29 protein-coding genes and 4 pseudogenes are annotated in these 25,831 nt (G+C 57.9%); 12 read left to right on the plus strand and 21 right to left on the minus strand.

The genetic code is table 11. The features are described from left to right. Positions 1-195: 195 nt before the first annotated feature. From ACXPVS_RS11230 to ACXPVS_RS11240, 3 genes and pseudogenes are all read right to left on the minus strand, one after another. Positions 196-960 carry a methyl-accepting chemotaxis protein gene (locus ACXPVS_RS11230; RefSeq protein WP_372241542.1) on the minus strand — a complete coding sequence of 255 codons (765 nt, stop codon included), beginning with the start codon at positions 958-960 and terminating at the stop codon, positions 196-198. A 90-nt stretch (positions 961-1,050) separates the two neighbouring features. Continuing rightward, positions 1,051-2,322: pseudogene (locus ACXPVS_RS11235) on the minus strand (HAMP domain-containing protein); the annotation flags it as partial. A gap of 53 nt (positions 2,323-2,375) precedes the next feature. Further along, the gene (locus ACXPVS_RS11240) at positions 2,376-3,698 is read right to left on the minus strand and encodes a hypothetical protein (protein WP_458509994.1); all 1,323 of its coding nucleotides are present in this window, start codon (positions 3,696-3,698) and stop codon (positions 2,376-2,378) included. Positions 3,699-3,976: 278 nt separating this feature from the next. Between ACXPVS_RS11240 and ACXPVS_RS11245 the strand changes: the two genes are divergently transcribed. Together ACXPVS_RS11245 and ACXPVS_RS11250 are read left to right on the plus strand one after the other, a co-directional pair. Then, complete coding sequence (locus ACXPVS_RS11245; protein WP_111449658.1) at positions 3,977-4,366, plus strand: c-type cytochrome; 390 nt, start codon at positions 3,977-3,979, stop codon at positions 4,364-4,366. Between the two features lie 47 nt (positions 4,367-4,413). Beyond that, a complete protein-coding gene (locus tag ACXPVS_RS11250; RefSeq protein WP_458509995.1) occupies positions 4,414-5,904 on the plus strand; it encodes an aldehyde dehydrogenase family protein in 1,491 nt (496 codons plus the stop codon). Between the two features lie 559 nt (positions 5,905-6,463). Here the strand turns inward: ACXPVS_RS11250 and ACXPVS_RS11255 are convergent. After that, on the minus strand, positions 6,464-6,664 hold the full coding sequence (locus tag ACXPVS_RS11255) for a hypothetical protein (RefSeq protein WP_458509996.1): 201 nt from the start codon (positions 6,662-6,664) through the stop codon (positions 6,464-6,466). Positions 6,665-6,855: 191 nt separating this feature from the next. Here ACXPVS_RS11255 and ACXPVS_RS11260 point away from each other — a divergent pair, with 191 nt between their 5' ends. Beyond that, positions 6,856-7,032, plus strand: coding sequence for a hypothetical protein (locus tag ACXPVS_RS11260; RefSeq protein ID WP_458509997.1), 177 nt, complete (start codon positions 6,856-6,858; stop codon positions 7,030-7,032). Here ACXPVS_RS11260 and ACXPVS_RS11265 read toward each other — a convergent pair. The 8 genes and pseudogenes from ACXPVS_RS11265 to ACXPVS_RS11300 all read right to left on the minus strand — a co-directional run bounded on the left by ACXPVS_RS11265 (position 7,029) and on the right by ACXPVS_RS11300 (position 12,895). Beyond that, entirely contained in the window at positions 7,029-7,313 is a 285-nt protein-coding gene (locus tag ACXPVS_RS11265; RefSeq protein WP_458509998.1) for a hypothetical protein, read from the minus strand. The genes ACXPVS_RS11260 and ACXPVS_RS11265 overlap by 4 nt on opposite strands. A 229-nt stretch (positions 7,314-7,542) precedes the next feature. Then, a complete protein-coding gene (locus ACXPVS_RS11270; RefSeq protein WP_007946177.1) occupies positions 7,543-7,773 on the minus strand; it encodes a hypothetical protein in 231 nt (76 codons plus the stop codon). A 125-nt stretch (positions 7,774-7,898) separates the two neighbouring features. Then, positions 7,899-8,120, minus strand: coding sequence for a hypothetical protein (locus tag ACXPVS_RS11275; protein ID WP_458509999.1), 222 nt, complete (start codon positions 8,118-8,120; stop codon positions 7,899-7,901). 72 nt (positions 8,121-8,192) lie between these two features. Then, positions 8,193-9,104 (minus strand): annotated as a pseudogene (locus ACXPVS_RS11280) (DNA topoisomerase IB). A 76-nt stretch (positions 9,105-9,180) separates the two neighbouring features. After that, positions 9,181-10,260 (minus strand): molybdenum ABC transporter ATP-binding protein, encoded by a 1,080-nt coding sequence (modC, locus tag ACXPVS_RS11285; protein WP_458510000.1) that lies wholly within the window; start codon positions 10,258-10,260, stop codon positions 9,181-9,183. A 3-nt stretch (positions 10,261-10,263) separates the two neighbouring features. Continuing rightward, positions 10,264-10,944: a molybdate ABC transporter permease subunit gene (modB, locus tag ACXPVS_RS11290; protein ID WP_458510001.1), complete on the minus strand. Its 681-nt coding sequence runs from the start codon at positions 10,942-10,944 to the stop codon at positions 10,264-10,266. Further along, entirely contained in the window at positions 10,945-11,712 is a 768-nt protein-coding gene (gene modA / locus ACXPVS_RS11295; protein WP_458510002.1) for a molybdate ABC transporter substrate-binding protein, read from the minus strand. 118 nt (positions 11,713-11,830) lie between these two features. Then, complete coding sequence (locus tag ACXPVS_RS11300) at positions 11,831-12,895, minus strand: NAD(P)H-dependent flavin oxidoreductase (protein ID WP_458510003.1); 1,065 nt, start codon at positions 12,893-12,895, stop codon at positions 11,831-11,833. A 189-nt stretch (positions 12,896-13,084) separates the two neighbouring features. Between ACXPVS_RS11300 and acuI the strand changes: the two genes are divergently transcribed. Together acuI and ACXPVS_RS11310 are read left to right on the plus strand one after the other, a co-directional pair. Continuing rightward, a complete protein-coding gene (gene acuI, locus ACXPVS_RS11305) occupies positions 13,085-14,068 on the plus strand; it encodes an acrylyl-CoA reductase (NADPH) (RefSeq protein ID WP_458510004.1) in 984 nt (327 codons plus the stop codon). A 48-nt stretch (positions 14,069-14,116) separates the two neighbouring features. Continuing rightward, a pseudogene (locus tag ACXPVS_RS11310) lies at positions 14,117-14,390 on the plus strand (GyrI-like domain-containing protein); the annotation flags it as partial. On the opposite strand, the gene ada reads toward ACXPVS_RS11310, so the two are convergent. The 6 genes and pseudogenes from ada to ACXPVS_RS11340 form a co-directional block, all read right to left on the minus strand. Continuing rightward, complete coding sequence (gene ada, locus ACXPVS_RS11315) at positions 14,354-15,427, minus strand: bifunctional DNA-binding transcriptional regulator/O6-methylguanine-DNA methyltransferase Ada (RefSeq protein WP_458510127.1); 1,074 nt, start codon at positions 15,425-15,427, stop codon at positions 14,354-14,356. The pseudogene ACXPVS_RS11310 and the gene ada overlap by 37 nt on opposite strands. An 87-nt stretch (positions 15,428-15,514) precedes the next feature. After that, the gene (gene alkB, locus ACXPVS_RS11320; RefSeq protein ID WP_458510005.1) at positions 15,515-16,180 is read right to left on the minus strand and encodes a DNA oxidative demethylase AlkB; all 666 of its coding nucleotides are present in this window, start codon (positions 16,178-16,180) and stop codon (positions 15,515-15,517) included. Between the two features lie 4 nt (positions 16,181-16,184). Continuing rightward, positions 16,185-16,404: pseudogene (locus ACXPVS_RS11325) on the minus strand (2OG-Fe(II) oxygenase); the annotation flags it as partial. After that, positions 16,356-16,556 carry a hypothetical protein gene (locus ACXPVS_RS11330; RefSeq protein ID WP_458510134.1) on the minus strand — a complete coding sequence of 67 codons (201 nt, stop codon included), beginning with the start codon at positions 16,554-16,556 and terminating at the stop codon, positions 16,356-16,358. The gene ACXPVS_RS11330 and the pseudogene ACXPVS_RS11325, both read right to left, overlap by 49 nt. Before the next feature lie 126 nt (positions 16,557-16,682). Continuing rightward, on the minus strand, positions 16,683-16,853 hold the full coding sequence (locus tag ACXPVS_RS11335) for a hypothetical protein (RefSeq protein ID WP_458510006.1): 171 nt from the start codon (positions 16,851-16,853) through the stop codon (positions 16,683-16,685). Between the two features lie 35 nt (positions 16,854-16,888). Further along, the gene (locus ACXPVS_RS11340; RefSeq protein ID WP_309675837.1) at positions 16,889-17,191 is read right to left on the minus strand and encodes a DUF1883 domain-containing protein; all 303 of its coding nucleotides are present in this window, start codon (positions 17,189-17,191) and stop codon (positions 16,889-16,891) included. A gap of 212 nt (positions 17,192-17,403) precedes the next feature. On the opposite strand from ACXPVS_RS11340, the gene ACXPVS_RS11345 reads away from it, so the two are divergent. After that, positions 17,404-17,760, plus strand: a complete 357-nt coding sequence (locus tag ACXPVS_RS11345; RefSeq protein ID WP_458510007.1) for a hypothetical protein — start codon at positions 17,404-17,406, stop codon at positions 17,758-17,760. Positions 17,761-17,832: 72 nt separating this feature from the next. Further along, positions 17,833-18,063 (plus strand): hypothetical protein, encoded by a 231-nt coding sequence (locus ACXPVS_RS11350; RefSeq protein ID WP_008155098.1) that lies wholly within the window; start codon positions 17,833-17,835, stop codon positions 18,061-18,063. A gap of 11 nt (positions 18,064-18,074) precedes the next feature. On the opposite strand, the gene ACXPVS_RS11355 is transcribed toward ACXPVS_RS11350, so the two are convergent. Both ACXPVS_RS11355 and ACXPVS_RS11360 read right to left on the minus strand, forming a co-directional pair. Next, positions 18,075-18,356 (minus strand): hypothetical protein, encoded by a 282-nt coding sequence (locus tag ACXPVS_RS11355; RefSeq protein WP_458510008.1) that lies wholly within the window; start codon positions 18,354-18,356, stop codon positions 18,075-18,077. Between the two features lie 139 nt (positions 18,357-18,495). Beyond that, positions 18,496-18,684 carry a hypothetical protein gene (locus tag ACXPVS_RS11360; RefSeq protein ID WP_458510009.1) on the minus strand — a complete coding sequence of 63 codons (189 nt, stop codon included), beginning with the start codon at positions 18,682-18,684 and terminating at the stop codon, positions 18,496-18,498. A gap of 265 nt (positions 18,685-18,949) precedes the next feature. On the opposite strand from ACXPVS_RS11360, the gene galU reads away from it, so the two are divergent. Continuing rightward, positions 18,950-19,789 (plus strand): UTP--glucose-1-phosphate uridylyltransferase GalU, encoded by an 840-nt coding sequence (gene galU / locus ACXPVS_RS11365; protein ID WP_458510010.1) that lies wholly within the window; start codon positions 18,950-18,952, stop codon positions 19,787-19,789. Between the two features lie 129 nt (positions 19,790-19,918). After that, a complete protein-coding gene (gorA, locus tag ACXPVS_RS11370; RefSeq protein WP_458510011.1) occupies positions 19,919-21,277 on the plus strand; it encodes a glutathione-disulfide reductase in 1,359 nt (452 codons plus the stop codon). Here gorA and ACXPVS_RS11375 read toward each other — a convergent pair. Continuing rightward, entirely contained in the window at positions 21,274-22,293 is a 1,020-nt protein-coding gene (locus tag ACXPVS_RS11375; protein ID WP_458510012.1) for a DNA-binding protein, read from the minus strand. The two genes, gorA and ACXPVS_RS11375, sit on opposite strands and share 4 nt — an antisense overlap. A gap of 178 nt (positions 22,294-22,471) precedes the next feature. Here ACXPVS_RS11375 and ACXPVS_RS11380 point away from each other — a divergent pair, with 178 nt between their 5' ends. The 3 genes from ACXPVS_RS11380 to ahpF all read left to right on the plus strand — a co-directional run bounded on the left by ACXPVS_RS11380 (position 22,472) and on the right by ahpF (position 25,810). Next, positions 22,472-23,416 carry a site-specific integrase gene (locus ACXPVS_RS11380; protein WP_458510013.1) on the plus strand — a complete coding sequence of 315 codons (945 nt, stop codon included), beginning with the start codon at positions 22,472-22,474 and terminating at the stop codon, positions 23,414-23,416. Positions 23,417-23,561: 145 nt separating this feature from the next. Further along, entirely contained in the window at positions 23,562-24,125 is a 564-nt protein-coding gene (gene ahpC, locus ACXPVS_RS11385) for an alkyl hydroperoxide reductase subunit C (RefSeq protein WP_458510014.1), read from the plus strand. 122 nt (positions 24,126-24,247) lie between these two features. After that, a complete protein-coding gene (gene ahpF, locus ACXPVS_RS11390; RefSeq protein ID WP_458510015.1) occupies positions 24,248-25,810 on the plus strand; it encodes an alkyl hydroperoxide reductase subunit F in 1,563 nt (520 codons plus the stop codon). The last annotated feature ends 21 nt before the right edge of the window (positions 25,811-25,831 follow it).

A 25,831-nucleotide genomic window follows, 5' to 3' on the forward strand; every position in this document is an offset into this window, starting at 1 on the left:
TGGTTGCGTGTGGGTGCCAGATTTGGCGTATTAGAGGAGAGCAGCGACACCGCGTTATCGTTCTTCGTCGCAATGCCGCCCGGAGCCGGCGCGCTCCCACAATGGATCTCCAGTGAACACAAAATTTGTGGTCGACAGACATCAAATGTGGGAGCGAGCCTGCTCGCGAAAGCGGTGTGTCAGGCAACGCCAATCTCAGATACGAAAACTCCCCACCAACTGATTAAGCCGATCAGCCTGCCGCTCCAGTTCTGTGCAAGCCTGCAACGTCGAATGCAGGTTTTCCACCCCTTGCTGATTCAGTGTGTTGATTTCAGTAATGTCCACGTTCAAAGCCTCGACCACCGCGGTCTGTTCTTCAGTCGCTGCCGCGACAGACTGGTTAACGCTGTCGATCTCACCGATACGCTGGGTCACGCTGCCCAACCGTTTACCGGCAAGGTTGGCGATGCTGACGCTTTCCTCGCTGTGCTGCTGGCTCTCGGTCATGGTGGTGACCGAGTCGCGCGCGCCCACTTGCAGCTCTTCAATCATCTGCTGAATCTCCAGTGCCGACGTTTGGGTGCGCCCGGCCAGGCTGCGCACTTCGTCGGCGACCACCGCAAAGCCCCGGCCCGCTTCGCCTGCCCGCGCCGCTTCGATGGCCGCGTTGAGGGCCAGCAGGTTGGTCTGTTGAGAGATGCCTTTGATTACTTCCAGGATCTGCCCGATGTTCACGGTTTTATCGTTCAGCACTTCGATGTTGACGCACGATGCGCTGATTTTTCCGGACAGTTCGTTCATCACTTGAATCGTGCGCTCAACCACCTGACGCCCGTCTTCGGCTTGTTGCCGTGCGGCAGAGGCCTGCTGTGAGGCATTGGACGCATTACTCGCTATTTCCTGCGCGGCGGCACCCAGCTCGTTGATGGCAGCGGCGACACTGTTGGTGCGGGTCGATTGTTCGTCGAAGTTGCTCATCGACGAGTTGGAGGTCAGCAGCACGCGCTTGGCCACTTCATTTACGCCAATCGCCGCCGAAGACACCTCGCGGATCGACTGGTGAATACGCTCGACAAAGCGGTTGAAGGCGGTCGCCAGTTGGCCGATCTCATCCCGGGATTGCACCTCAAGGCGCCGAGTCAAATCGCCTTCGCCCAGGGAGATATCTTCCATGACCCGGGTCAACACTTGCAGCGGCCGGGTGATGCGAAACGCCGTGTACCAGATCAACAGCAAGCCGAGCAGGGCGGAGCCGCCACCCAACAGCAGTTCCAGCGCCGTGCTTTGCACGCCTTGTGCATCGAGCTCCTTTTGCAGCGTGATGACCGGTGCCAGTAGCACCTCCTGCGGCACACCCACCAGTACGCCCCATGACGCAGCGCCGGCAATCGGTGCCAACGGTTCGAGCACTTTGATTTGCTGCTGATCGACAAACACTTTCGGTTGCCCCTGACGCAACGTGTCCAACACCTCGGCACTGTCCAACGGTTGGCCGAGGCGACTGGCGTCCTGGCTGTTGGCCGAAATCACCCCGCGCGGGCTGATGATGCTGATCTGCCCATGGCCATCGAACAGTTGATGCGCGCTGGCTTCGCTGTTTTGTTGCAGGGCGGCGAGGTTGATGTCGAGGCCGACCACGGCGATGACTTTGTCATTGTCCATCAGCGGAAAAGCGATGCTGGTGACCAGTTTGCGGCTGCCGGACGCTTCATCAAAATAGGGTTCCAGCACGCAAGCCTGACGGGTATCGCGAGCGCAGGTGTAGAAAGCGTTATACGGGGCGCCGCTGGGGCCGGGAGAGGTGTTGGCGAGCAGCGCTTCGTCGCCGATCACCGCTTGCAGTTCGCCGGGTTTGCTTTGTACCCAATAGAGGGAAAAACGGCCGGTCTCGTTGCTGCCCGTGGCGGCCTGGTCGACGAAACTGGCGTCGGCGCCGTCCAGTGCGTTGGGCTCGAAAATGACATAAAGCCCGAGCAGGTCGGGCTTGTCGATCAGGGCCTGGTGAAGCTGTGTACTCAGCTCCTGCCGCAGTTGTTGGCGGGTCAGAATGCCTTTATGTTGCAGTTGCCTTAAGTAGAGCAAATAGCGCGACAACCCCTGGCCGAACTCATGAGTCTGCATGAAGGTACGCTGCACCTGCATGGCCTGCACTTTGCCGAGGGCTTGCATGTGTTCCTTGGCGGCATCGGCCAGCATTTCGCTGCTGGCACGAGCTACTTGCTGGCTGCTTTGATGCGTTTGATAGAGCGACAAGCCCATCAGCAAACCCACCACCAACAGCAGGCATAGGCCGGCAAGCAGGGCGATCTTGCTCTGGATCGTCAGGAATTTTTTGTGCATTGGAAAGGCCTTTTTCCATAGGGACAGTGGATGCGCCACTGCCCCGGTCTGGCTTAGAACGTGGTGGCAAACACCACTTGGCTGTAGAGGTTCTTGTCGTTGCTGCCCAGCTGGGTGCCGCCTTCTTCGGCGCTCTTGTCCGGTTGGTAGAGGCCGATCAGCGGCATCACGGTCAGGTGCTCGTTGACGTGCCATTCGGCATACAGGTCGACTTCGTGACCGTCGGTATTGCCCAAGCTGCGGTCGATGGTGTCGTAGTTGAAATACATCGCGCCCACCGTCAGGTTTTCCAGAGGCGAGACTTTCAGTGTGACGTTCTGGATGCGCGAGTTGGTGTTGAACGGGCCTGCGTAGTTACCGGCGACTTCACCCTGGAACCAAGTGCCGTAACCGCGGCTGAAACCGTAGAACAGGGTGTCGTAGCCTTCCGAGAACCGGCTGAAGCGATAGCTGACATACGGCGTCCAGGCGACGTCGGCAAAGGTCCAGCCGGCTTCCAGGTACCAGGCATCTTCGGTAGCGGTGTGGGGTTTGTCCTGCTTGGCGTATTCGCCGGAGAGGAACAGGTTTTTCACCCCTGCGTTGCCTGTCGCGCGCAGGCTGTAGGTCTTCATGCCGTCGCGCTCAAGTTGCGCAGGGGAGGCGAATTGCTCGTCGACATCGGTGCTGTCGATGTAGGTCAAACCAACCGTGCCAGCTTCAGCGACGTGTTCAAGCGTGCCGACGTACATTTCGGTCTTGGCCTGGGCGCGATTGTCTGATTTCAACCACATCAGGTCGCCGCGCCAGCCTTCCTTGCCACCCAGACGCAACACGGCGGTCTCGTCAAACGCTTTGCGCGCGGCCAGCCAGTAGGCGCCTCCACGGTTGAATTCGCCGTCGGCCAGGCCTTTGCCCAAGTTGAGCGCGTCGCCATTAATCAGGAAACCGTCACCGACCACAATGTTCTGGCGGCCGAAGGACAGGTCCACGCCGTCTTCACCGAGCACATCAAAAAGTTTGCCCGAACGCCAGCCGAGGTAGGCGTCTTCGAACTTGGTGGTGCGTTCCGAACCGTCGCTGAAGCCCGCGGCATCGCCGTCGCCCCAGGTGCCGGAACTGAGCAGGTTCGCCGCGCCATACGCGGTGCCCACACCGGCGAGGCCTTTGTCGAAGCTCAGGCCATATTTGATGTAGCCCTCGCGCCACGACGACGAACCTTGGTCGAGGCGGCCGGACAGCGCGTAGTTTTCCTGGCTGTGGAAAACACCCAATACCGCTTCCAGGGTAGCGTTCAGGTGACTGTCGTCATCGGCATAGAGTTCGTAGGCGCCAGCCTGGCCGGCACTGATCATCAGCGCGAGAGTCGAGAGACGAAGCAAGGGGGACTTGAGCATATGTGGCATCCGTTCTTGTTCTTGAGCGCAGGTTTGCGGTCTTTTTCGATACTACGGCCCGGAACTTTTTCGCCCTTTTGTGTGGTTGCCAAAAAGTTGGCTGTGCTTGCCAGATTGGCCCGTTTGGCAGCCCTGGCAACACGACTGGCACGCAGGACAAAACCTGCGTGCCGACGACCATCGACAATCCGTACTAACCCCACCGATGCGATGCTGTATCGGTACTTTCAGTGTTGGCGCTCGTTTGACGAGCGCGCGGATTCCAAGGTCGTTTTCTTATGTTTACCTCCCTGCGATTACCCCTCATGGGTTTGCTCTCATTCACCCTGACGCACACCGCGCTGGCGGCCGAGTGCACACCCGATCAGGGCCATGGCGCCCAGGTCTTCGCCAATGAATGCGGTGTTTGTCATTCGGTGAGCAAGGGGATGGCGGGGATGATGGGGCCTAACCTGGCGGGTGTGGTCGGGCGTAAATCCGGTTCGCTGGAAGGCTTCAACTACTCCCAGGCCATGCGCAACAAAGACATCAATTGGCAAGCCGAAAACATCGCGCAACTCATCGCTCAACCCCAGGCCTTTGTGCCGGGGACCTACATGCCCTACATGGGGCTGGCTTCTGCAGACGATCGCCAGGCGGTCGTGTGTTTCCTTAAAGAACAACAGTAATCAGCCGGTTTTCTGGCTGAACAACTCGTCTGAACGAAAGGTGAATTATGAGCAACGTTGAAATTCTGCCGCAGGTGGCTGCATTCCTCGACCGCCGTCATGGCTGTTTCATCGACGGTCAGTGGGTGTTCGCTGAAGGGCAAAGCATTGCCGTGGTCAACCCTGCTACCGGGCAAACCCTCTGCGAAACACTGGATGCGCCGCTGGAAGTGGTCGAGCGCGCGGTGCAGTCATCCCATGCCGCCTTCAAGTCCGGCGTGTGGTCCGGTTTGCGCCCGGCGGACCGCGAACGCATTCTGCTGAACTTCACCCGCCTGGTTGAGGAACATGCTGAAGAGTTGGCCCAGTTGGAAACCTTGAGCCAGGGCAAGTCGATCAACATGGCGCGTGCGCTTGATCTGAACGCCACCGTGGAGTTCATGCGTTACATGTCCGGCTGGGCCACCAAGATCGAAGGGCAAACCTTTGATGTGTCAATCCCGCTGCCACCAGGTGCGAAGTTCACCGCCTTCACCAAGCGTGAACCGGTGGGTGTAGTGGTCGGGATTGTGCCGTGGAATTTTCCGCTGCTGATCGCCACCTGGAAGCTGATGCCGGCGCTGGCCACCGGTTGCACGGTGATCATCAAACCGGCGATGGAAACCCCGTTGACCGCCATGCGTCTGGCTGAATTGGCCATTGAGGCTGGCATTCCTGCGGGCGTATTCAACGTCGTGACCGGTGGTGGCGCCTCGGTAGGCGGCGCGCTGACGGCGCACCCGCTGGTAAGCAAAGTGTCCTTCACCGGCTCCACCGCTGTGGGCAAAAGTGTCGGCGTTGCGTGCATGGAAAACATGACGCGTTTTGCCCTGGAGTTGGGTGGCAAAAACCCGATGATCATTCTCGAAGATGCCGACATCGAAAAAGCCATTCAGGGCGCGATCCTGGGTGGCCTGCTGAACAACGGCCAGGTATGCGCAGCGGCCTCGCGCTTCTATGTGCATCGCTCGATCTACGACAAGTTTGTCGAAGGTCTCGCGGCAGCGGTATCGGCCATGCCGATCGGTGCGGGTATGAACTGCGACGCAGCGATCAACCCGCTGGTGTCGCGCAAGCAACAACAAAGCGTACTCAAGCACATCGAGCTGGCTCGCAGCGAAGGCGCGCGCGTGGTCTCGGGCGGTGAGTTGCTGGAAGGCGACGGCTTCTATGTGCAGCCGACCATTCTGGCCGATATCGACCACAGCATGGCGGTGGCCCGTGAGGAGGTGTTTGGTCCGGTGCTGGGCGTGATGGCGTTTGATGATGAAGACGCGGTGATCGCCCTGGCCAACGACAATCGTTACGGCTTGGCCGCCAGTCTGTGGACCAACGACTTGAGCAAAGCCATGAACATGGTGCCGCGTATCGAAGCGGGTACCGTTTGGGTCAACGCTCACGTACTGCTCGACCCTGCGATGCCGTTTGGTGGCGTTAAACAATCCGGTATGGGCCGTGAGTTCGGTCGCGCGGTAATTGAGGCTTACACCGAGCTGAAATCGGTGTGCATCGCGCACTGATTTAGCCGGCCTTGGAAGTGACACTTACGGCCCCAGCAACGGGGCTGTATACGGTGGTTCAGGCTAAAAATTGCCTACCCGAGATCGGAGTCTGCACTTGGTGTAGGGGCTTAGGTTTATTCCATTTTTGTTCTTGAGATACCCTTCGAACGAGTCCAGAATTGAGCCCATTCCTGCTTCAGGAATAAATGAAACCCTTTAGATTTCAATAGGTCGGACGCTAGATGCGAGTCTCGTTTCCCGCTCCAAATGTTGCTCCATGGAGGTTTGACTGAATTCTACGAGGAACGAAAAAACGATCGGGATATTTTCGTCTACTCGGTGCCCCGCCGCGTTCCAGTCGTACCATTGGAAAAGCCCAATGAGGGTACACATAGAGATAGAGAAAATTTCGAACTCAAAATTTTCCTTTATTTTCAGCGACAAAGAGGAAGGTTCGATTCCGGCTTCGGCACCATCTAAAATCAAGGGTTTGCGGGCGAAAGCTGATGCAAACCCTTGTTTGTTTCTGGCTTGCTGTTTTAAGCCCGTGGCAGTTATTGACCCCGGCCGCTAGCCGCTAGCCGCTAGCCGCTGAATTAGCGCCGCGTCGATCTTCGCCAGAAGGGTTGCCGGTATCGACAAGCCTTCTCTCGACCAAGACATTTTGAAGGGCCTGTCGGGCTGCCGGATCGAGCTGATGCTCTCGTTCTTTGAGTTCAAGCAAGATAGGGCTGGACCAAGTGCGATAGGTTTTCTCAGCGATACGAATAGGTGTCATCTGTCTCCTCCTTGATCAAGACCCGCCAATGCAGCCGGCGCCATTTCGATTCGATAGAACACTAGTCGAGAAATCTGTTTGCCGCCGAAAAATGGCAGGGTGCCGAGGGCTCGTTGCTGGTGCCGTTATTGGGTTCGTGAGCGAGTGTGGACTTGCCCCTACAACGCTGGACACCAACGTCTTTTGCGTCGATGAGGCCCGTTGACACCGTTTTTGACCGCCTGATCGGTGACGGCCTGAACTGTTTCGAGCGCGCCGGGGGACAGCGAATTCTAGCCGAAGCCTTCAAGCGCATGCCGTTGCTGGAAATCCTAGCGCCAGCGGCCGGATCGAGTGAATTCGATTCAGCCGCCGATGCTGTCAGCTAAACGAAAGGCTGGCCGGTGAAACCACGAGGCAATCGTTGCAGTCCTTCCATGGCGGTGAGCCGTTCGACCCAGGCCGCACGCCAGTCATTGGCAGTGTGCGTAACTTTGGCTTTGCGTGCGGCGCGGCGTGCAGCGTTGCGCTGGTCTTTGCGCGCATCCTTGAACGCGTCGGTGTTTCGGCAGCTTCTGCATTTCACCCGGGTTAGTTCGCTGGTTGAAATGAGCTTGCTACCTTTGTGACCGCAGGCCAGATGCCCGCCGACTTTGAAGTGAGTAACCATCAGACGCCTCCTTCGTGACGTGTAGTTGTTTGACCTCCATCGTACGGTGACGTTCGTTGCCGACGTAATGGGCCAAAAAAGGGCCCGCATGCGGGCGGGTCAGGGGAATTCTTCAAAAGAGCTGGGGGATGTAACAGGAAGCGCTCAGGCAAGGGCGCACCCGGTGACGATAAGGTCGCCGTTTATGCGTCCTGAATCAGGCCGTGTCCTTGAGGATGTCCAGATCGAATCATCTGAACCGCGGCAGGGGCGGGTCGACAGGTTTGAGCGACGACAGCGTATTGCGAATCAGTGGCGTGTCCTTCTCGATGTCGTTCAGACGATCACGGATTCTTAGAGCTGTCGGGTGCCCGCCTTGATGATCGACCCAGTCGGCAATTTCCTTGCATGCCGCTGCCAGTCGAGCCTGACGGGAGTCGAGCAGGGTGAGCAGTGTGGTGATGGACTCTTTTTCGGACATGGCAAACACCTCCGTTCAAGAAACCTGTAACTAGCAGCAAAAAGCCCGCAGGGGGCGAGCTGTCTGCCGATGGGGTCGCTAATCCTTCAGCTTTTTCAGTATAGACCCGTGAAAGGCAGGTAGCTTCAGCCTCCTCGGACCGTCACGTGCGACCTGGCATTCAACTGCCGGCATTCACGTCGGGCGTCTTCTTCACGGTCGTAACCGTCACCGATGAAGCCACGGGTCCGAGTATCGGCGATGCGATACCAGACGGCGGCATCGGGTGGTGGATGGTTGGTATCTCCCGCTCGGCGGCCATAGATGATGATCTTGTTGCAACGCTTCACAACGAAAATGTCTTCCATGGCGTCACCGCAGCTAATTCAGGTTCACATCAACTATAGAAGCCATTTGCAGTCGTGCAAAAAATAGACGGGTCAGTTCGTCGCTTCAACGGTTGCGATCATCTTCTCCAAAACCACCGCAAGCCCCATTTCCTCCGCCTTCAGCCCTTTACGCGCTCGATGGCTGGGCAGTTCAGCCAACTCACCCCCCCAAAAAAAATCAAGCACCGCCGGGTGGATGTAGCACTTGCGGCAGACTGCCGGAGTGTTACCCAATTGTTTGGCAACATTCTTGACCATCTCCACCACATGCCGCTTTGCATCCGGCTCGGGCTCCCACTGCAGTTCCCGCAAAAGCGCCAACGCCAACGCGCTGCCGGCCCAGGTGCGGGAGTCCTTGGCCGTGAAGTCGGCGCCGGTGAGGGTCTGTAGGTAGGCGTTGACATCGGAGGAACTGACGGTGTGTCGATCACCGTTTTCATCCAGGTACTGAAACAGGATCGCGTTGCCGTTGACCTCAACGTGACGGTTGCGCAGGGTGGTCAAGCCGTAGGATCGGTTTTCCCGAGCGTACCGGGTGCTGCCGACCCGGATCAGCGTTGCATCAAGCAAGGTGATGACCGTGGCCATGACTTTGTCGCGACTGAAGTCGGGAGCCGCCAATAGCGTTTCAAGCTGTTTGCGCCGTTTCGGCAGCGCCAGCCCAAAGTCCTGCAAACGTGAGTACTTGTTGGCATCACGCACTTCTCGCCAGCGCGGATGATAACGGTATTGCTTGCGACCTCAGGCGTCACGGCCGGTGGCTTGCAGATGGTCGCGCGGGTCTGCGCAGATCCACATATCGGTGTAGGCCGGGGGCACGGCGAGGGCATTGATGCGTTTGATCTCGTCTTGATCGGTGATGCGTTGACCCTGGGGGTCGAAGTAGCAGAACTTGCCGCTCTGGGTGTCATCGACGTAATGCAGGTCGGATGGCAGCACATCGGGCAGCGCGATATCGGGCATGGCAGTAGTCCTTTGGCGACGGACCGGGGGCCGTTACAGCCATTGACCGCACGCCGTTGCAGTCGTGCCAGCGGTTTTATGCCAGCACCGCCACCGCCTTGATTTGTGCCCAGAGTTGCTGGCCGGGGTGCACGGCCAACTGGTCCCGGGAGTAACGGGTGATCCGCGCCAGCAGCGGTGTGCCGCCCGCGTCCAGACGGATCAGCACGTGGGCGGCGTTGTCGGCGCCCATTTCACTGATCACGGTAACCGGCAGGCGATTGAGGATGCTGCTTTGCTCGATGCTTTGCAGGCTCAGGCTGACATCCCGCGCCTGAACCTTGCAGCGCAGTGCCTGACCCGGCGTCATCGTTGAGTGAGCCACCCGAATATTCAGGGTGGTATTCGGCAGTTGCAGGGTCAGCAACTGATAGTCAGGGTCATAGGCACTGACGTGCCCCTCGATCACCACGCCGGCGTCGTCGCCCAGCGCCAAGGGCAGGTCGAGACGGGCCAGCGTTTCGCCAATAGCGCCGCTGGCCAGCGCCTTGCCATTGCTGAGCAGAACGAGGTGATCGGCCAAGCGCGCGACTTCATCCTGTGAGTGGCTGACGTACAGCACCGGGATGTCCAGCTCATCATGCAGTCGTTGCAGGTAAGGCAGGATTTCGTTTTTACGCTGGCTATCCAGCGCCGCCAGCGGCTCGTCCATCAGCAACAGTTTCGGGCTGGTGAGCAGTGCGCGCGCGATGCCGACCCGCTGCCGTTCACCGCCGGAAAGGTGCGACGGATGGCGATCCAGCAAATGGCCGATCCCGAGCAGTTCAGTCGCGTGAGCCATGTCCACCCGGCGCTGTTGACGAGGAATGCGTTTGAGGCCGAACTCCAGGTTGGCCAGCACCGACAGATGGGAAAACAGGCTGGCTTCCTGGAAGACGTAACCCAGCGCACGTTTGTGTGGTGGTACGAAAATTTTCTTGTCGCTGTCCTGCCAGACTTCATCGTTGATCTGGATGAATCCCTGTTCAGCCTTTTCCAGGCCCGCGATGCAGCGCAGGCAGGTGGTCTTGCCTGAACCGGAATGACCGTAAAGTGCAGTGACTCCGCGACCGGGCAATTGCAGATCCACCTCCAGGGCGAACCCTGAATACTTTAGTTTCAGGCGCGTATGAATCATCGATCAGCTCCAGCCCGCTTGGGTTCTACGGCTGGAGTAGAGCGCCAGCAAGACTACAAAGGAGAACACTAGCATCGCCCCGGCGAGCCAATGGGCCTGGGCGTATTCCATGGCTTCGACGTGATCGTAGATCTGCACCGAGACCACCCGAGTCTTGTCGGGAATGTTGCCGCCGATCATCAGCACCACGCCGAACTCACCGACGGTGTGGGCAAAGCCGAGAATGGCGGCGGTGATGAAACCGGGGCGGGCCAGCGGCAGGATCACGCTAAAAAACGTGTCCCAGGGATTGGCGCGTAAGGTCGCGGCCACTTCCAGAGGGCGAGTGCCGATGGAGGAAAAAGCATTTTGCAGTGGCTGGACCACGAATGGCATCGAGTAGAGCACTGAGCCGATGACTAGCCCTGCAAAACTGAAGGTGAGGGTGCCGAGCCCCAGTGATTGGGTGAAGTGGCCGATAAACCCGTTAGGCCCGAGCGCGAGCAACAGATAAAAGCCAATCACCGTCGGCGGCAGCACCAGGGGCAGGGCGACGATCGCCCCGACGGGGCCGCGCAACCACGAGCGGGTGCGCGACAGCCATAACGCAATCGGAGTGCCGATGATGAGTAGGATGACCGTCGTCAGTGACGCCAGTTTCAAGGTCAGCCAGATGGCGGAAAAGTCGGCACTCGATAGCGTCATTTAGAGTTGGTAACCGTAGGATTTGATGACGGCGGCCGCTTTCGGACCTTTGAGGTAGTCAACCAGCGCCTTGGCGGCCGGATTGTCCTCGCCTTTGTTGAGGATCACCGCGTCTTGTTTGATGGGCTCGTGCATGTTGGCAGGAACGATCCAGGCCGAACCGCTGGTGACTTTGCCGTCTTTGTAGATCTGCGACAAGCCCACAAAACCCAGTTCGGCATTGCCGGTGGAGACGAATTGGTAGGCCTGGGTGATGTTCTGGCCTTCAACGATCTTGGCTTTGACCTTGTCGGTCAGGTCCAGCTTGGCGAGCACCTGAGTGGCGGCCAGGCCATAAGGCGCGGTTTTCGGGTTGGCGATGGACAGGTGCTGGTATTCGTACTTCTTTAGCACGTCGCCCTTGGCATCGACATAACCTTCCTTGGCCGACCACAGCGCCAGGGTGCCGATGGCGTAGGTGAAGCGCGAGCCCTTGACCGTGTCGCCTTCGGTTTCGAGTTTTTGCGGGGTGGTGTCATCCGCCGAAAGGAACACTTCGAACGGTGCGCCGTTCTTGATCTGGGTATAGAACTGGCCGGTTGCACCATAGGCGGCGATCAGTTTATGCCCGGTGTCTTTTTCAAAATCAGCGGCGATCACCTGAATGGGTGCAGTGAAGTTGGCGGCGACGGCAACCTGGACTTCGTCCGCCTGGGCGGACCCGAAAGCGAACACTGCGAGCAGGGTTGCCAGGCAGGTGGGGGCAAAACGTGAGGCACGAATGCTCATGAAAGGGCTCCGTTGTAGGCAAGTGCAGCGAGGGGAGTAAACGCTATATAGCAGAATATATAGCGAAATGCCTGCAAACGGAACGTCTTGGATGCGCCGTGTGTTACACGGCCATGCGTTACTGACGAACCAACTTGGCCAATCCTTCCTCAGCCAGGCGCCGAGTCAGTTCAGCCGTGGTCATTTCAACGCCCAGCGTGAATGCCTGACCCGCCCAGAGGTTGCTGAATTCCGCTTCTCCCTTGGCCCGCAATGGCATCAGCGCACCACCCGCCAGCGGAAAGGCCGGTGCTTTGGCGCTCATGGGTCCGAGTTCGCGCATCACCCTGTTGAGAATTCCACGCGCCGGGCGTCCGGTGAAAATGTTGGTGACGGCTGTCTGACTTTCCTTGGCGGTGCGTAACGCCTTGTGATGAGACGCGCTGACCTTGGCCTCTGGCGTGAACAAATACGCCGTGCCCACTTGCACCGCCGAAGCCCCCAACAGGAACGCTGCCGCGACGCCTCGTGCATCGGCTATACCGCCGGCAGCAATCACCGGTACTTTCACGGCATCAACGATCTGGGGCACCAACGCAAAGACCCCCACCTGGCTGCTCAGATCATCACTGAGAAACATGCCCCGATGGCCACCGGCTTCATACCCCATGGCAATGATTGCGTCACAACCGTGCTGCTCGAGCCAAATGGCCTCTTCCACCGTGGTGGCTGAGGAGAGCACTTTCGCGCCAGTGGCTTTCACGCGGTCCAGCAGGGACTTTTCCGGCAGGCCGAAGTGGAAACTCACGACTTCGGGGCGAAACTCTTCGATCACTTCGCAGGCCGCGTTATCGAAGGGCGCTCGATTGGACACCGGCGTCGGGGCGTCGAAATCCACGCCAAGTTCCCGGTAGTAGGGCTCCAGCAGATTCTTCCAGTCTCCAGCGCGTTGCTCATCGGCGGCGGGGGGCTGATGGCAGAAGTAGTTGACGTTAATTGGGCGCTGAGTGTGTTTTCGAATCGTTTTCAGCTCCGCGCGCAACTGATCGATGCTCAACATGGCGGCAGGCATCGAGCCCAGGCCGCCGGCATTACTGGCTGCGATAACCATGGTCGAATGGGTCGCGCCGGCCATGGGCGCCTGGATGATCGGCAGCTCAATGCCAAGCAAGTCAAGAATACGGGTGTCTGGCCATTTGCTCATTTGAAGGGTTCTCCGGCGTCATAACAGGGCAGGGACGGTAGAGCCGGATTTGTAGCAGCATTGATGGGCGCGGGGCCAGTCGAGTTTTCAGTTTGTATGCAGCTATTGGCTTAAAGTCGAGTACGGTGAAATGTTGCCATGTGTTATTTCAATTGCACCACAACTGAGTGATTCCAATAGGAGACAGCGATGTTTCAAGGCATTTTGATCGACAAAGATGACAGCGGTTACCGGGCCACACTGCAACAGATCAATGACGATCAACTGCCCGAAGGCGATGTGACTGTGCGGGTGGCGTACAGCACGTTGAACTTCAAGGATGGCCTGGCGATCACCGGCAGCAGCCCGGTGGTGCGAAAATTCCCGATGGTGCCGGGTATCGATCTGGCAGGCACTGTCGAAGTCAGTGGCCATCCGGACTACAAGGTCGGTGATCAGGTCGTACTCAATGGCTGGGGAGTTGGTGAAGGACATTGGGGCGGACTGGCGCAGAAGGCTCGTTTGAATGGCGACTGGCTGATTCCGCTTCCCAAGGCGTTCACCGCGGCGCAAGCGATGGCCATCGGCACGGCGGGTTACACGGCGATGCTGAGCATCCTGGCGTTGGAACATAATGGCGTGACGCCCGATCAGGGCGAAGTATTGGTCACCGGCGCCAATGGCGGTGTAGGCAGTTTCGCCATTGCCCTGTTGAGCAAGCTCGGTTATCGGGTGGTCGCGTCCACCGGTCGCACCTCCGAGCACGAATACCTCAAGCAATTAGGCGCCAGCGAAATTATCGACCGCGCTTTGCTGTCCGAACCGGGTAGGCCCTTGGCCAAGGAACGTTGGGCGGCGGTCATCGACTCGGTTGGCAGCCACACGTTGGCCAACGCTTGTGCCAGCACGAAGGCCAATGGCACCGTCGCCGCGTGTGGTCTGGCGCAAGGCATGGACTTTCCTGCTTCAGTTGCCCCGTTCATTTTGCGCGGCGTGACCTTGGCCGGGATCAACAGCGTGACTCAACCCAAAGCCAAGCGGATACTGGCCTGGAATCGTCTGGCCAAGGATCTCGACTTCACCTTGTTGCCGCTGATCAGCCACGAAATCGGCTTGAGCGAAGTGATCGAGGCCGCGCCGCGTCTGCTCGCCGGTCAATTGCGTGGGCGGGTGGTGGTCGACGTCGATCGTTGACAGTTTCACCATAAATCAAACGGACAAATTATAGAGACAAGGGCTATCGCCATGGGCCACTTCGATGTGACCGCGGGGGTGGCGGTCATCGCGCCCTTCGAGGACTTTCCGCAGATTCAGGTGGAGGGAGGCGATTACCTAGTGATCAGCGCCAAAGGGGTGATGCCGACAGCGTCATTCAGACGTGGGGCCTGATCTGGGCCTACTTTTAAGGACAACCCGCACGTTCGCCACAGACTTCGAGGTCGATACCCGCCCGAATTCAGTGTCGGTCTATATCGGCATTCAGGACTCAGACGGGTTTTCGCGTTCAAGCAACTGACGCTTGCGCTCCACACCCCAGCGATAGCCCGACAGGTTGCCGTCGCTGCGCACCACGCGGTGGCACGGAATCGCCACCGCCAGGTTGTTCGCGCCGCAGGCTTGAGCCACGGCGCGCATCGCTTTTGGCGCGCCGATTCGTTGAGCAATATCGGCGTAGCTGGCGGTGCAACCGACGGGAATCTCCCGCAGGGCGTTCCAGACCCGTTCTTGAAAAGCGGTGCCACGAACATCCAGCGGCAAGTCCAGTCCAAGGGCCGGCGCTTCGATAAAACCAACGACCTTGGCGATCAGTTGCTCGAACGTGTGATCGGCGCCAATCAGATTCGCCCGTCGAAACTTGTCCTGCAGATCGCAGACCAGTTGGTGCGGATCATCGCCCAGCAAGATCGCGCAAACACCCCGTTCACTCTGCGCCACCAGAATCGCCCCCAGGGAACATTGGCCGACAGCAAAACGAATGTCGTTGTTCTGACCGGCGGCGCGGTAATCACCGGGTTTCATGCCCAATAGCTGATCGGCGACTTCATAGAAACGGCTGTTGGAGTTGAAGCCGGCGTCATACAGCGCGTTGGTCACCGAGTCTCCGTCCGCGAGACGCTCACGGACCCTGCGTGAACGATGGGCCGTGGCGTAACCCTTGGGCGTCAGACCGGTCACCGCTTTGAACACCCGATGGAAGTGAAAGCTACTCAGGCCCGCAGTAGAAGCCAGCTCGCTCAGAACAGGCAGATTCTCCGCGGTTTCGATCTGGCGGCAAGCGGCGGCCACCGTCGCGGCATGTTGTGCGGCGACGTCGCTTTGATCTTTCGCGGTGCGTTTACTGGGGCGATAACCCGCCGCCTGGGCCTGTTCGGCAGTGTCGAAGAACTCGACATTCTGCGGTTTCGGCAAACGCGCCAGGCTGCTGGGGCGGCAGTAAATGCCGGTGGTTTTCACTGCATACACAAACTGTCCGTCTGCCTGGGGATCACGCGCGACGACGGCGGCCCAGCGAGGGTCGTTCTCGGTGGCGATCGTTGTCGAATGGCTTGTCATGGCTTCATGTCCGTTGATTCGTTTCATGCAGATTAACCAGCCGACGGGGCCGCTGCACCCCGGGTCTTGCGGTCGAATTCGAAGGCTTCATCCGGCGGTACGAAAGGTGAAGTTGATCCGTTGTTCGCCCAGTCGCGGGTGTTGGCCGTCCTTGATCGGCAAGACCCCGTGATACCGCAAGCGATCCACGCCACCCCAGACCACGATGTCGCCATGCAACAGCGGCACTCGTTGGCTTTTATCGCTGCGTTCGAAACCGCCGAACAGGAACATTGCCGGCAATCCCAGGGACACTGAAACAATGGGCGCGGCGTAGGAGACTTCGTCTTTGTCCTGGTGTAACGACATCTTGGCTCCGGGAACATAACGGTTGATCAGGCAGGAATCAGGCATGAAATCCGCAAACCCCGCTTGCCGCGCCGCCGCTTGCGCCAATTCTAGAAACACCTCGGACATTGTCGGCCAGGGTTTTCCGGTCAGCGGATCATGGCGGGTATAGCGATAGCCGCTGCGGTCGGTGGTCCAGCCCAGCGCGCCGCAACTGCTCAAGGCGACCGACATGGTAAAGCCCCCGGGCGTGATCATCTGCCGAAACGGTGCCGCCGCCAGAACTGCGTCCAGTGCGGGCAGCAACTGATCCAGCCAGGGCAGGGCAAAGCCTCTGAGGACGCAGGACTGTTCGCCGATACGATCGAGCCTGAGTTGCTGCTCGGGTTCCGCGTCGGCAAACAAGTCGAAGGTGATTGGGTTCATGGGGTCATGACGCGTCGTGAAAGATGCTTCCAAGGGTATGCCGTTTTCCACGGTGCCGGCGACTCACGCAGGGTCACTCGGTAATAGCCACGAAGGACTTTGACCGGTCGTTGGTTGACGGCAAGGATCAGCCCGTCACCTTTCTTTAGGCCGATGAACTGAGGGCGCGACTGCGTCAGCACGAACTCGCCACCAGTGAAATCGTCGTCTGGCTCTGACAGCAACCTGATAATTGCGTGCTGCTTGAGCATGACCAGTCCATCGTTGCCAGATCATCATCGATCAGCAGTGCGCACAGACCCTCGGTGCTGAACGCGAGCAGCAAGACGCCAAGGCTGGAAGTGCCGCTGATGAAGCGAATCGAAGAAGTAGACATGTTCTGACTCCTTAACCAACGGTTGAGGTGGCCAGTCTAGGGAGCGGGGATTTGGTTAACATTCCGGCGCTTGCGGTTGAGTTCCAGAGGCGGGAGCAGACGTCCATGTTGTCGCTCCGGATCCCGTTACAACGCTTTGCTGACGCTTATTTCGCTGATGACGTCTTCGCTCGAACCATGAAGAGCATCGAGCGCGGCCTTGGCTTCTGCTTCGGTGCCGTTTTCAAGTTGGGCAAATTCGAAGCGACGCTCACCATTGAGTTTGTATTTGATGACGTACTTGGTCGTTTGGGCCACGGTGATACCTGCTTGTCTTCGTGTTTGGGTGTCGCTCAGCTCAGTTTCGTGCTGGAGCGGCGGATGATCTTGATGGTGTGAGTCAGGGTCGGTATGCGAGTTACGCTGATCGGCCGACGGTTGACCGTGTCGATGGTGATGTTCCAGAAACCGGTGCTCGGTGCAGTAATCCGGGCAGGGAAAGTGTCGAATGCGCCACCATGGTAAGTGTGGCGACCGCCATTCTTGAAGCTGCGGAAATTGGCGTCGTTCATCAAGCGGATATTGCATGTTTGGGAGCATTGAATGACGACGATGTCGTCTTCGTTGAGGTGCTCGCGCTGGTGGATAAATTTCATGGGGCGCCTCCAGAAGGGCTTTTTCTACAAAATCAAAACGATAGCATGTGCGATTGGCGCAGTTTATCAGCCCGAACGGGTTATTATCCGGTCGTCGAGGTCTGCGTTGGCAATTAAAAACAGTTCTACGGAATTTTATGAGCGATAAACGCATCAAGCCTCGGAGAAAAACAGCATTTGTACTGTCGGAATGTCTTTATCGGAGGTGTTGTATGAACTGGGGTGTGCTGTTCCTGCCTGTGGCGATAGCGATGAGTGGTTGTGCGAGTGTCTCGGAGATCAATGAGTCGCTGCCGACCATGAACGTGATTTCAGGCAAGAAGCCTCATGAGTACGCGCAATGCTTGACCGAGAAACTCGCCAGCAGCCGGGGAGCCTTGCAAGTCGAGCCGCACAAGGACGGTGTGCGAGTCATCGTGCCGCAGAAGTTCTCCTCGGGGCCGGCCGCGGTATTTGATATCGAAGACCGCTCCACTGGCAGCAGCATCAAGTTGCATGAGCGTATCTCCAATGTGCCGTTGCGCCCCATGGATGTACGCAATGCTGCTACTGCGTGCATTTCCGGCTGATAGACTGTCGCGCGTCAGCACCGATGCCGCCAAAGCAGCGCTTTGGCGGCATTGTCATTTCTGGAGTCGAGCATGAAGCGAGAGCAGGTAAGGGAGCGCCATGCAGAGGGTCACATCTCTGCCACCCACGTGATTCAGAATCCGGCGAATCCGGGAGAATGGATCGTGTTTTTCAAGAAAAGCGCCGGGCGCAGCTATTTTCTGGTGGATGAAAACGATGAAGTCGAATCCTTCAGTAGCCTCGATGAATTGATCGAGACGGTGCGCGGCCTTGGGATCAAATTCGCCGAAATTCACATGTAGGGCAGGGCGCCTTACTTGCAGACCACTACGACGTTGCGGTTCTTGTAGTTGCCGACGTTGACACCCAGGGTCTTGTCGCTTTCCCTGGTCGAAGGCGTTTTGTCGGTACCGACGATTCGATAGCCGGTGCCGGCGCAAGAGGCATCGGCTTTTTCGTAGCAAGTCGCCCAGGAATTGGCTTCCCCGGAGCAGTCGATGGCCAGGCCTTGCTCGCCGTTATTCAGGTAGGTCGTTTCGGAAGTGGCGCAGCCGCTCATGCTCAGTGCCGCGATCAGTGGCAAAAATTTATTCATGTTGTTGTCGTCATCAGAGTGAAAGGTCTGAGCCTGTGACAGCGCTGGTATCAAAAGGTTATAGCGAATGGCCACTTGGTTGCAGGCAATCACAAAAAAGCCCTGCGCAAGGCAGGGCTTAGTCAAGATCGGGTTCAGATCAAGTCTTGTCTTTGCCGCGGCGTTTGACGGTTGGGTGTTCAAGTTGCAATACGGACGCCACTTCAATCGCCGACGCTTCGGTAGGGAAAGGCCCGGCGATATTTTCGCCGCCTGCGCTGTCTACCCACCACAGGCCGTCTTTTGCCTGATTGATCAGGTACCCGTTGACGCTTTTTGCTTCCGACATCTATCTGCCTCGTTGACTGGTTCAATCACGCAATGATAGCGCCAAATGAACTCAGCGGGGGCTGATGGTGTACGGTGGAGCGATTCGCGGACGTGCAGATCTGGCGGTCTGTGCTATCTATAAAGGCGCGGAGCTATATCGGGAACTATCCGCGAGAATATTTCTCTATGATGGCATCGGTTAGCCAGCGCGGAGCATTGTAAGGTGCACGCCGCCTGATTAGACTGCGCCGAAACTCGTACACACAGCCCTATCAAGGACTTATATGATCAAGAAATGCTTGTTCCCAGCAGCCGGTTACGGTACTCGCTTCCTGCCAGCGACTAAAGCCATGCCCAAAGAAATGCTGCCGGTGGTAAACAAGCCACTGATCCAGTACGGCGTCGAAGAAGCATTGGACGCTGGGTTGACCGAAATCTCCATCGTCACCGGTCGCGGCAAACGCGCACTGGAAGACCACTTTGACATCAGTTATGAGCTGGAAAACCAGATCAAGGGCACCGACAAGGAAAAATACCTGGTCGGTATCCGCAAGCTGTTGGACGAGTGCTCGTTCTCCTACACCCGTCAGACCGAAATGAAAGGCTTGGGCCACGCGATCCTGACTGGTCGCCCACTGATCGGTGACGAACCGTTCGCGGTAGTGCTGGCGGACGACTTGTGCGTCAACCTCGAAGGCGACGGCGTCCTGACCCAGATGGTCAAGCTGTACGAGCAGTACCGTTGCACCATCGTTGCGATCCAGGAAGTGGATCCGCAGGAAACCAACAAGTACGGTGTGATCTCCGGCGAGCTGATCGCTGATGATTTGTACCGCGTTCGCAACATGGTCGAAAAACCAGCCCCGGAAGACGCACCGTCGAACCTGGCGATCATCGGTCGTTACATCCTGACGCCAGATATTTTCGAGCTGATCAAACAAACCGATCCAGGCAAAGGCGGCGAGATTCAAATCACCGACGCCCTGATGAAGCAGGCGAAAAACGGTTGCGTGATTGCCTACAAGTTCAAGGGCAAGCGTTTTGACTGCGGTGGCGCTGAAGGCTACATCGAGGCCACTAACTTCTGCTTCGAAAACTTCTACAAGACTGGCAAAGCCTACTGATAGCGCCTGCCCCACTTGTATTGAAAGCCACCTTCGGGTGGCTTTTTCATTTTCCGTCCCCATATCGTTTGCAGCGCTTGCCCAACGGATGTCTGCGGGTATGCTTGTGGACTGCCGAGGAGATTGAAAATGGCCTACGATTTTGACCTTTATGTGATTGGCGCCGGTTCCGGCGGTGTGCGGGCTGCGCGTTTTGCCGCCGGTTTCGGCGCGAAAGTAGCGGTGGCCGAGAGCCGATACCTGGGTGGTACCTGTGTGAATGTCGGCTGTGTGCCGAAGAAGCTGCTGGTCTACGGCGCGCACTTCGCTGAAGACTTCGAGCAGTCGCAAGGTTTTGGCTGGACGCTGGGCGAAGCGAAGTTCGATTGGGCGACGCTGATCGCCAACAAGGATCGCGAGATCAATCGCCTGAACGGTATCTATCGCAATCTGCTGGTTAGCAGTGGCGTGACCTTGCATGAAGGTCACGCCAAAATCGTTGATCCGCACCAGGTCGAGATCAATGGCGAGCGCTACACCGCCAAAAACATACTGATTGCTACTGGTGGATGGCCACATATTCCGGAAATTCCGGGGCACGAACATGCAATCAGTTCCAATCAGGTGTTCTTCCTCAAAGAACTGCCCAAGCGAGTTCTGGTCGTAGGGGGTGGTTACATCGCCGTTGAATTCGCCGGGATCTTCCACGGTCTGGGCGCTGACACCACGTTGCTTTATCGCGGAGAGTTGTTCCTGCGCGGCTTCGACGGTGCGGTGCGCAAACACCTGCAGGAAGAGCTGACGAAGCGCGGCGTGGACCTGCAATTCAACGCCGACATCGAACGTATCGACAAGCAGCCCGATGGCAGCCTGAAGGTGGCCCTCAAGGACGGTCGTGAGCTGGAAGCGGATTGTGTGTTCTACGCCACCGGTCGACGTCCGATGCTCGACAATCTTGGGCTGGAAAACACCGACGTCAAACTCGACAAGAAAGGTTTCGTCGAGGTCGACGAGCAGTATCAGACTGCTGAGCCGTCGATCCTGGCGCTTGGCGATGTGATCGGTCGGATTCAGTTGACGCCGGTGGCGTTGGCGGAAGGCATGGCCGTGGCGCGACGTCTGTTCAAGCCTGAGCAGTATCGCCCGGTCGATTACAAGATGATCCCGACCGCAGTATTCAGCTTGCCGAACATCGGCACGGTCGGTTTCACTGAGGAAGAGGCACGGGCGGCCGGTCACGATGTGGCGATCTTCGAAAGCCGCTTCCGCCCAATGAAGCTGACCCTGACCGAATGCCAGGAGCGCACCCTGATGAAACTGGTGGTGGACGCCAAGACCGACAAGGTTCTGGGTTGTCACATGGTCGGTCCGGAGGCCGGGGAAATTGTGCAGGGCTTGGCGATCGCCCTGAAAGCGGGTGCCACCAAGCGCGATTTCGATGAAACCATCGGCGTGCACCCAACTGCCGCCGAAGAGTTTGTCACCATGCGCACGCCTGTAGCGGATTAATCGTTCTTTCCGGGCTCTGATGCGTCTGGCGCTGTCGCAATGACGGCCGCCAGGCGCAGGCTCTCATCGAGGCTCGCCTGAGTCTTGAGCCGCTCAATTTCCAGCGCTTTGTTTATCTGCGACAGCTCATCGATGCTCTGTTTCAGCGACTGGTTTTCCAGCAGGGCAGCGCGCAAGCTTTCCTGGAGGAGGGTGCGTTCGCTGTCAATACGGTTGACCTGTTCCAGTAGTTGATCCTGTCGAGCGTTGGTTTGCTTGAGTTGATCCTGCAGCAGGCTCAACTCTCTCAGAGTGCCACGGTTCTCCGTTAACAAGCGCTCGTTGTCACGGTGCAGTTGCGTGATCTCATCCTGACGCACCAATGCGCTTTGCTGGGCCTGGCGCAGCTCCATCTGAATCTGCTGCACCTGACTTTCGTGGCGGCGTTGTTCCTGCTCGCGCTGTTCTTTTACAGCGTTGCGATAGTGTTCCAGGGCATCGCGAGCGTGCAGGTGCTTTTCTTCCAGTGAGCGAATCTGCTCATCCTTGTCTTGCAAGCGTAATTCGAAATCGGCCAGCGCCTGGTTCAGCCCGGCGTTACGGGTTTGTTCGGTCTGCAGCATGGCGAGGGTTACTTGCAGAGCCTCGGACTCTTGAGTCAGTGCCAGGCTTTGAATCTCGTACTGCTGCTGCAGTTGCGTGTTGGCTTGTTGGGTTTCATGCAACTGCGTATCCAGCTGTTTTTTTTGCTGGTCGAATTGCTCGCGGGCCCGATCGATGGGCTGCTGAGCCTGCTCCTTGAGTCTTTGTGCCAGTCGTGAGACCAGCCCCGCCAACTCGTCGTCAATGGGTTCTGGCAGCACTTCGGCGCGCACGGGCCCGTCATCCAGCTCCTTCAAGTAGCGATGAATCGTGGTTTTCGAGCCCGTGTTGCCCATTTCGATCCGTACCGCATCAATGCTGGGGTTTTCGCCGCGAGCCAAAATTGCCAAGCGTGCTGCCTGGACCACTGCTTTATTTACACCGCCACGAGCCATGAGTTCTCCTACGATTTCGTACTGTGGTACATGCCACTTAGGTACACAATGTACCACGCTAAACAAAAACTTAAAATGCGATACTTAGTCATGCGGGATATACTGGTATTACCCCGTGTGATGAGCCCTGTGGCGCGATCTCACCCGCCAAAGCGGTACGTTTTAGAGAGTTGAGCCCATGACTGAGTTGGATCGTTACCTGCAAGCGGCCACCCGCGATAACACCCGTCGCAGCTACCGGGCGGCTATCGAGCATTTCGAAGTCATTTGGGGCGGCTTTCTACCGGCGACCAGCGACAGCGTGGCGCGCTACCTCGTCGCTCAGGCGGGTGTGCTGTCGATCAATACCTTGAAGTTGCGTTTGTCAGCGCTGGCGCAATGGCACAACAGTCAGGGTTTTCCTGATCCCACCAAGGCGCCGGTGGTGCGCAAGGTCTTCAAGGGCATTCGCGCGCTGCACCCGGCTCAAGAAAAACAGGCCGAGCCTTTACAGCTTCAACATCTGGAGCAAGTGGTTGCCTGGCTGGAGCAAGAAGCGCAAACCGCAAAATCCGAACACGATCAACCGGCCCTGTTGCGGGCCAGGCGCGACAGAGCGTTGATCCTGTTGGGCTTCTGGCGCGGTTTTCGTAGCGACGAGTTGTGCCGGTTGCAAATTGAGCACGTGCAAGCGGCGGCCGGCTCAGGCATTACGCTCTATTTGCCGCGAACCAAGAGTGACCGCGAAAACCTCGGCAAGACTTACCAGACGCCAGCGTTGCAGCACCTGTGCCCGGTGCAGGCGTACATCGACTGGATTACCGAAGCCGCGCTGGTCCGTGGGCCGGTATTCCGGGGCATCGACCGTTGGGGTCATCTGAGCGAGGAGGGGCTGCACGCCAACAGCGTGATCCCTTTACTGCGCCAAGCGCTGGAGCGCGCCGGCATTCCGGCCGAGCACTACACCAGTCACTCCTTGCGGCGCGGCTTTGCCACCTGGGCCCATCAGAGCGGGTGGGACTTGAAGTCGTTGATGAGTTACGTGGGTTGGAAGGATATGAAGTCCGCCATGCGCTATGTTGAAGCCAGCCCGTTTCTCGGGATGACACCGCTCGCGGAAAAAACCATTGGCGCTGCTAAGTAAGTTTTCTTCTATTAATACGTTCAGCTAATAGCGAAAACCAATGAGCAGCATGAGCTTTGCCAATGAGCCATCCGGCAATCGAGTCGGTAGGATTCACTCCATCAACTTCTCAACCAAACTTTTTAATCCTGACGGAGAGTCATCGATGCCTATCATCAACAGCCAAGTTAAACCGTTCAAAGCTGACGCCTTCAAGAATGGCGACTTCGTAAAAGTGTCGGACGCTGACCTGAAAGGCAAGTGGTCTGTCGTGTTCTTCTACCCTGCCGACTTCACCTTCGTCTGCCCGACCGAACTGGAAGACCTGGCTGACAACTACGGCGCGTTTCAGAAGCTGGGCGTCGAGATCTACAGCGTTTCAACCGATACCCACTTTGCTCACGCTGCCTGGCACAACACTTCGCCAGCCATCGGCAAAATCCAGTACACCATGATTGGCGACCCGACTCACGCCATCTCCCGCAACTTCGACGTACTGATCGAAGAAGCAGGTCTGGCTGACCGTGGCACCTTCGTGATCAACCCTGAAGGCCAGATCAAAATCGTCGAACTGAACGACGGCGGTGTGGGTCGTGACGCTTCCGAGTTGCTGCGCAAAATCAAGGCTGCACAGTACGTCGCTGCTCACCCAGGCGAGGTTTGCCCGGCCAAGTGGAAAGAAGGCGAGTCCACTCTGGCTCCGTCCCTGGACCTGGTCGGCAAGATCTAAGTCTGTGGATCGCATCATCAGGGTGGGTTTGCGCACCTAAGTAAGCTGCAACCGCCCTCAAAAACGCCCGGGCGAGATTCGCTCGGGCGTTTTTTTACGAATTCAAAAAGGAAATCGCCCGTATGTTGGACGCCAATCTTAAAGCCCAGTTGAAGTCGTACCTGGAACGGGTCACCCAGCCGATCGAGATCATTGTATCCCTCGACGACGGTGCGAAATCCCAGGAAATGCTCGCATTGCTCAAAGATGTTGCCAGTCTTTCCAGCCAAATTACCTTGCTCGACAACGGTGAAGATGCGCGTAAACCATCGTTTTCGATCAACCGCCCGGGTGCCGATATCAGCCTGCGTTTCGCCGGCATCCCGATGGGCCACGAATTCACATCCCTGGTGCTGGCCCTGCTACAAGTTGGCGGTCACCCTTCGAAGGCCAGCGTTGAAGTGATCGAACAGATCCGCTCGCTCAAAGGCGAGTTCAACTTCGAGACTTACTTCTCGCTGTCCTGCCAGAACTGCCCGGACGTGGTTCAGGCATTGAATCTGATGGCCGTGCTCAACCCGAACATCCGCCACGTCGCCATTGACGGCGCTCTGTTCCAGGCCGAAGTCGATGACCGTCAAATCATGGCCGTGCCAAGCGTTTACTTGAACGGCGTGAACTTCGGTCAGGGTCGTATGGGCCTTGAAGAAATCCTCGCCAAGATCGACACCGGCGGTATCGAGCGTCAGGCCGAGAAGATCAGCGCCAAAGAGGCCTTCGACGTACTGGTCATCGGCGGTGGCCCGGCCGGTGCTTCGGCCGCGATCTATGCTGCCCGCAAAGGCATTCGTACCGGTGTCGCGGCTGAACGTTTTGGCGGCCAGGTACTTGACACCATGGCCATCGAGAACTTCATCTCCGTGCAGGAGACCGAAGGACCGAAACTGGCAGTGGCACTGGAAGAGCACGTCAAACAATACGACGTCGACATCATGAATCTGCAGCGCGCCGACAAGTTGGTGCCGGGCAAGAACGGCGAGTTGCACGAAGTCCACTTCGCCAGCGGCGCGACCCTGAAAGCCAAAGCTGTGATTCTGGCGACCGGTGCGCGGTGGCGTGAAATGAACGTCCCGGGTGAGCAACAATACCGCAACAAAGGTGTGGCGTACTGCCCGCACTGCGACGGTCCGCTGTTCAAAGGCAAGCGCGTGGCGGTGATTGGTGGCGGTAACTCCGGCGTTGAAGCGGCCATCGACCTGGCGGGCATTGTGTCCCACGTAACACTGCTGGAGTTCGATGTGCAGCTGCGTGCCGATGCGGTTTTGCAGCGCAAGTTGCACAGCCTGCCGAACGTCACCGTGATCACCAGTGCGCAAACCACTGAAGTGCTGGGTGACGGCCAGAAGGTCAACGGCTTGCGTTACAAGGATCGTCAGTCGGACGAGTTACGTACCGTCGAGCTGGAAGGGATTTTCGTGCAGATCGGTTTGCTGCCCAACACCGATTGGCTCAAAGGCACCATCGAGTTGTCGCCTCGCGGTGAGATCATCGTCGATGCCCGTGGTGAAACGTCAATGCCGGGAGTGTTCGCTGCCGGTGACGTGACGACTGTGCCGTACAAGCAGATTGTGATTGCGGTGGGCGAGGGCGCCAAGGCTTCCTTGAGCGCATTCGATCACTTGATCCGCACCTCGGCTCCGGCCTAAAACCCGCCGCTGAAAACACAA

Source organism: Pseudomonas sp. Ma2-10, assembly GCF_054330215.1.

Coding starts and splice junctions, on each gene's coding strand:
- galU (WP_458510010.1), top strand. CDS start 18,950: ATGATCAAGAAATGCTTGTTCCCAGCAGCCGGTTACGGTACTCGCTTC.
- ACXPVS_RS11350 (WP_008155098.1), top strand. CDS start 17,833: ATGAAGCGAGAGCAGGTAAGGGAGCGCCATGCAGAGGGTCACATCTCT.
- ACXPVS_RS11355 (WP_458510008.1), bottom strand. CDS start 18,356: ATGAATAAATTTTTGCCACTGATCGCGGCACTGAGCATGAGCGGCTGC.
- gorA (WP_458510011.1), top strand. CDS start 19,919: ATGGCCTACGATTTTGACCTTTATGTGATTGGCGCCGGTTCCGGCGGT.
- ACXPVS_RS11250 (WP_458509995.1), top strand. CDS start 4,414: ATGAGCAACGTTGAAATTCTGCCGCAGGTGGCTGCATTCCTCGACCGC.
- ACXPVS_RS11245 (WP_111449658.1), top strand. CDS start 3,977: ATGTTTACCTCCCTGCGATTACCCCTCATGGGTTTGCTCTCATTCACC.
- ACXPVS_RS11300 (WP_458510003.1), bottom strand. CDS start 12,895: ATGAGCAAATGGCCAGACACCCGTATTCTTGACTTGCTTGGCATTGAG.
- ACXPVS_RS11230 (WP_372241542.1), bottom strand. CDS start 960: ATGAGCAACTTCGACGAACAATCGACCCGCACCAACAGTGTCGCCGCT.
- ada (WP_458510127.1), bottom strand. CDS start 15,427: ATGACAAGCCATTCGACAACGATCGCCACCGAGAACGACCCTCGCTGG.
- ACXPVS_RS11260 (WP_458509997.1), top strand. CDS start 6,856: ATGAGGCCCGTTGACACCGTTTTTGACCGCCTGATCGGTGACGGCCTG.
- ACXPVS_RS11270 (WP_007946177.1), bottom strand. CDS start 7,773: ATGTCCGAAAAAGAGTCCATCACCACACTGCTCACCCTGCTCGACTCC.
- ACXPVS_RS11360 (WP_458510009.1), bottom strand. CDS start 18,684: ATGTCGGAAGCAAAAAGCGTCAACGGGTACCTGATCAATCAGGCAAAA.
- ACXPVS_RS11380 (WP_458510013.1), top strand. CDS start 22,472: ATGACTGAGTTGGATCGTTACCTGCAAGCGGCCACCCGCGATAACACC.
- ACXPVS_RS11345 (WP_458510007.1), top strand. CDS start 17,404: ATGAACTGGGGTGTGCTGTTCCTGCCTGTGGCGATAGCGATGAGTGGT.
- ACXPVS_RS11275 (WP_458509999.1), bottom strand. CDS start 8,120: ATGGAAGACATTTTCGTTGTGAAGCGTTGCAACAAGATCATCATCTAT.
- acuI (WP_458510004.1), top strand. CDS start 13,085: ATGTTTCAAGGCATTTTGATCGACAAAGATGACAGCGGTTACCGGGCC.
- ACXPVS_RS11240 (WP_458509994.1), bottom strand. CDS start 3,698: ATGCTCAAGTCCCCCTTGCTTCGTCTCTCGACTCTCGCGCTGATGATC.
- modC (WP_458510000.1), bottom strand. CDS start 10,260: ATGATTCATACGCGCCTGAAACTAAAGTATTCAGGGTTCGCCCTGGAG.
- alkB (WP_458510005.1), bottom strand. CDS start 16,180: ATGAACCCAATCACCTTCGACTTGTTTGCCGACGCGGAACCCGAGCAG.
- modB (WP_458510001.1), bottom strand. CDS start 10,944: ATGACGCTATCGAGTGCCGACTTTTCCGCCATCTGGCTGACCTTGAAA.
- ACXPVS_RS11265 (WP_458509998.1), bottom strand. CDS start 7,313: ATGGTTACTCACTTCAAAGTCGGCGGGCATCTGGCCTGCGGTCACAAA.
- modA (WP_458510002.1), bottom strand. CDS start 11,712: ATGAGCATTCGTGCCTCACGTTTTGCCCCCACCTGCCTGGCAACCCTG.
- ACXPVS_RS11375 (WP_458510012.1), bottom strand. CDS start 22,293: ATGGCTCGTGGCGGTGTAAATAAAGCAGTGGTCCAGGCAGCACGCTTG.
- ahpF (WP_458510015.1), top strand. CDS start 24,248: ATGTTGGACGCCAATCTTAAAGCCCAGTTGAAGTCGTACCTGGAACGG.
- ACXPVS_RS11340 (WP_309675837.1), bottom strand. CDS start 17,191: ATGAAATTTATCCACCAGCGCGAGCACCTCAACGAAGACGACATCGTC.
- ACXPVS_RS11255 (WP_458509996.1), bottom strand. CDS start 6,664: ATGACACCTATTCGTATCGCTGAGAAAACCTATCGCACTTGGTCCAGC.
- ahpC (WP_458510014.1), top strand. CDS start 23,562: ATGCCTATCATCAACAGCCAAGTTAAACCGTTCAAAGCTGACGCCTTC.
- ACXPVS_RS11330 (WP_458510134.1), bottom strand. CDS start 16,556: ATGTCTACTTCTTCGATTCGCTTCATCAGCGGCACTTCCAGCCTTGGC.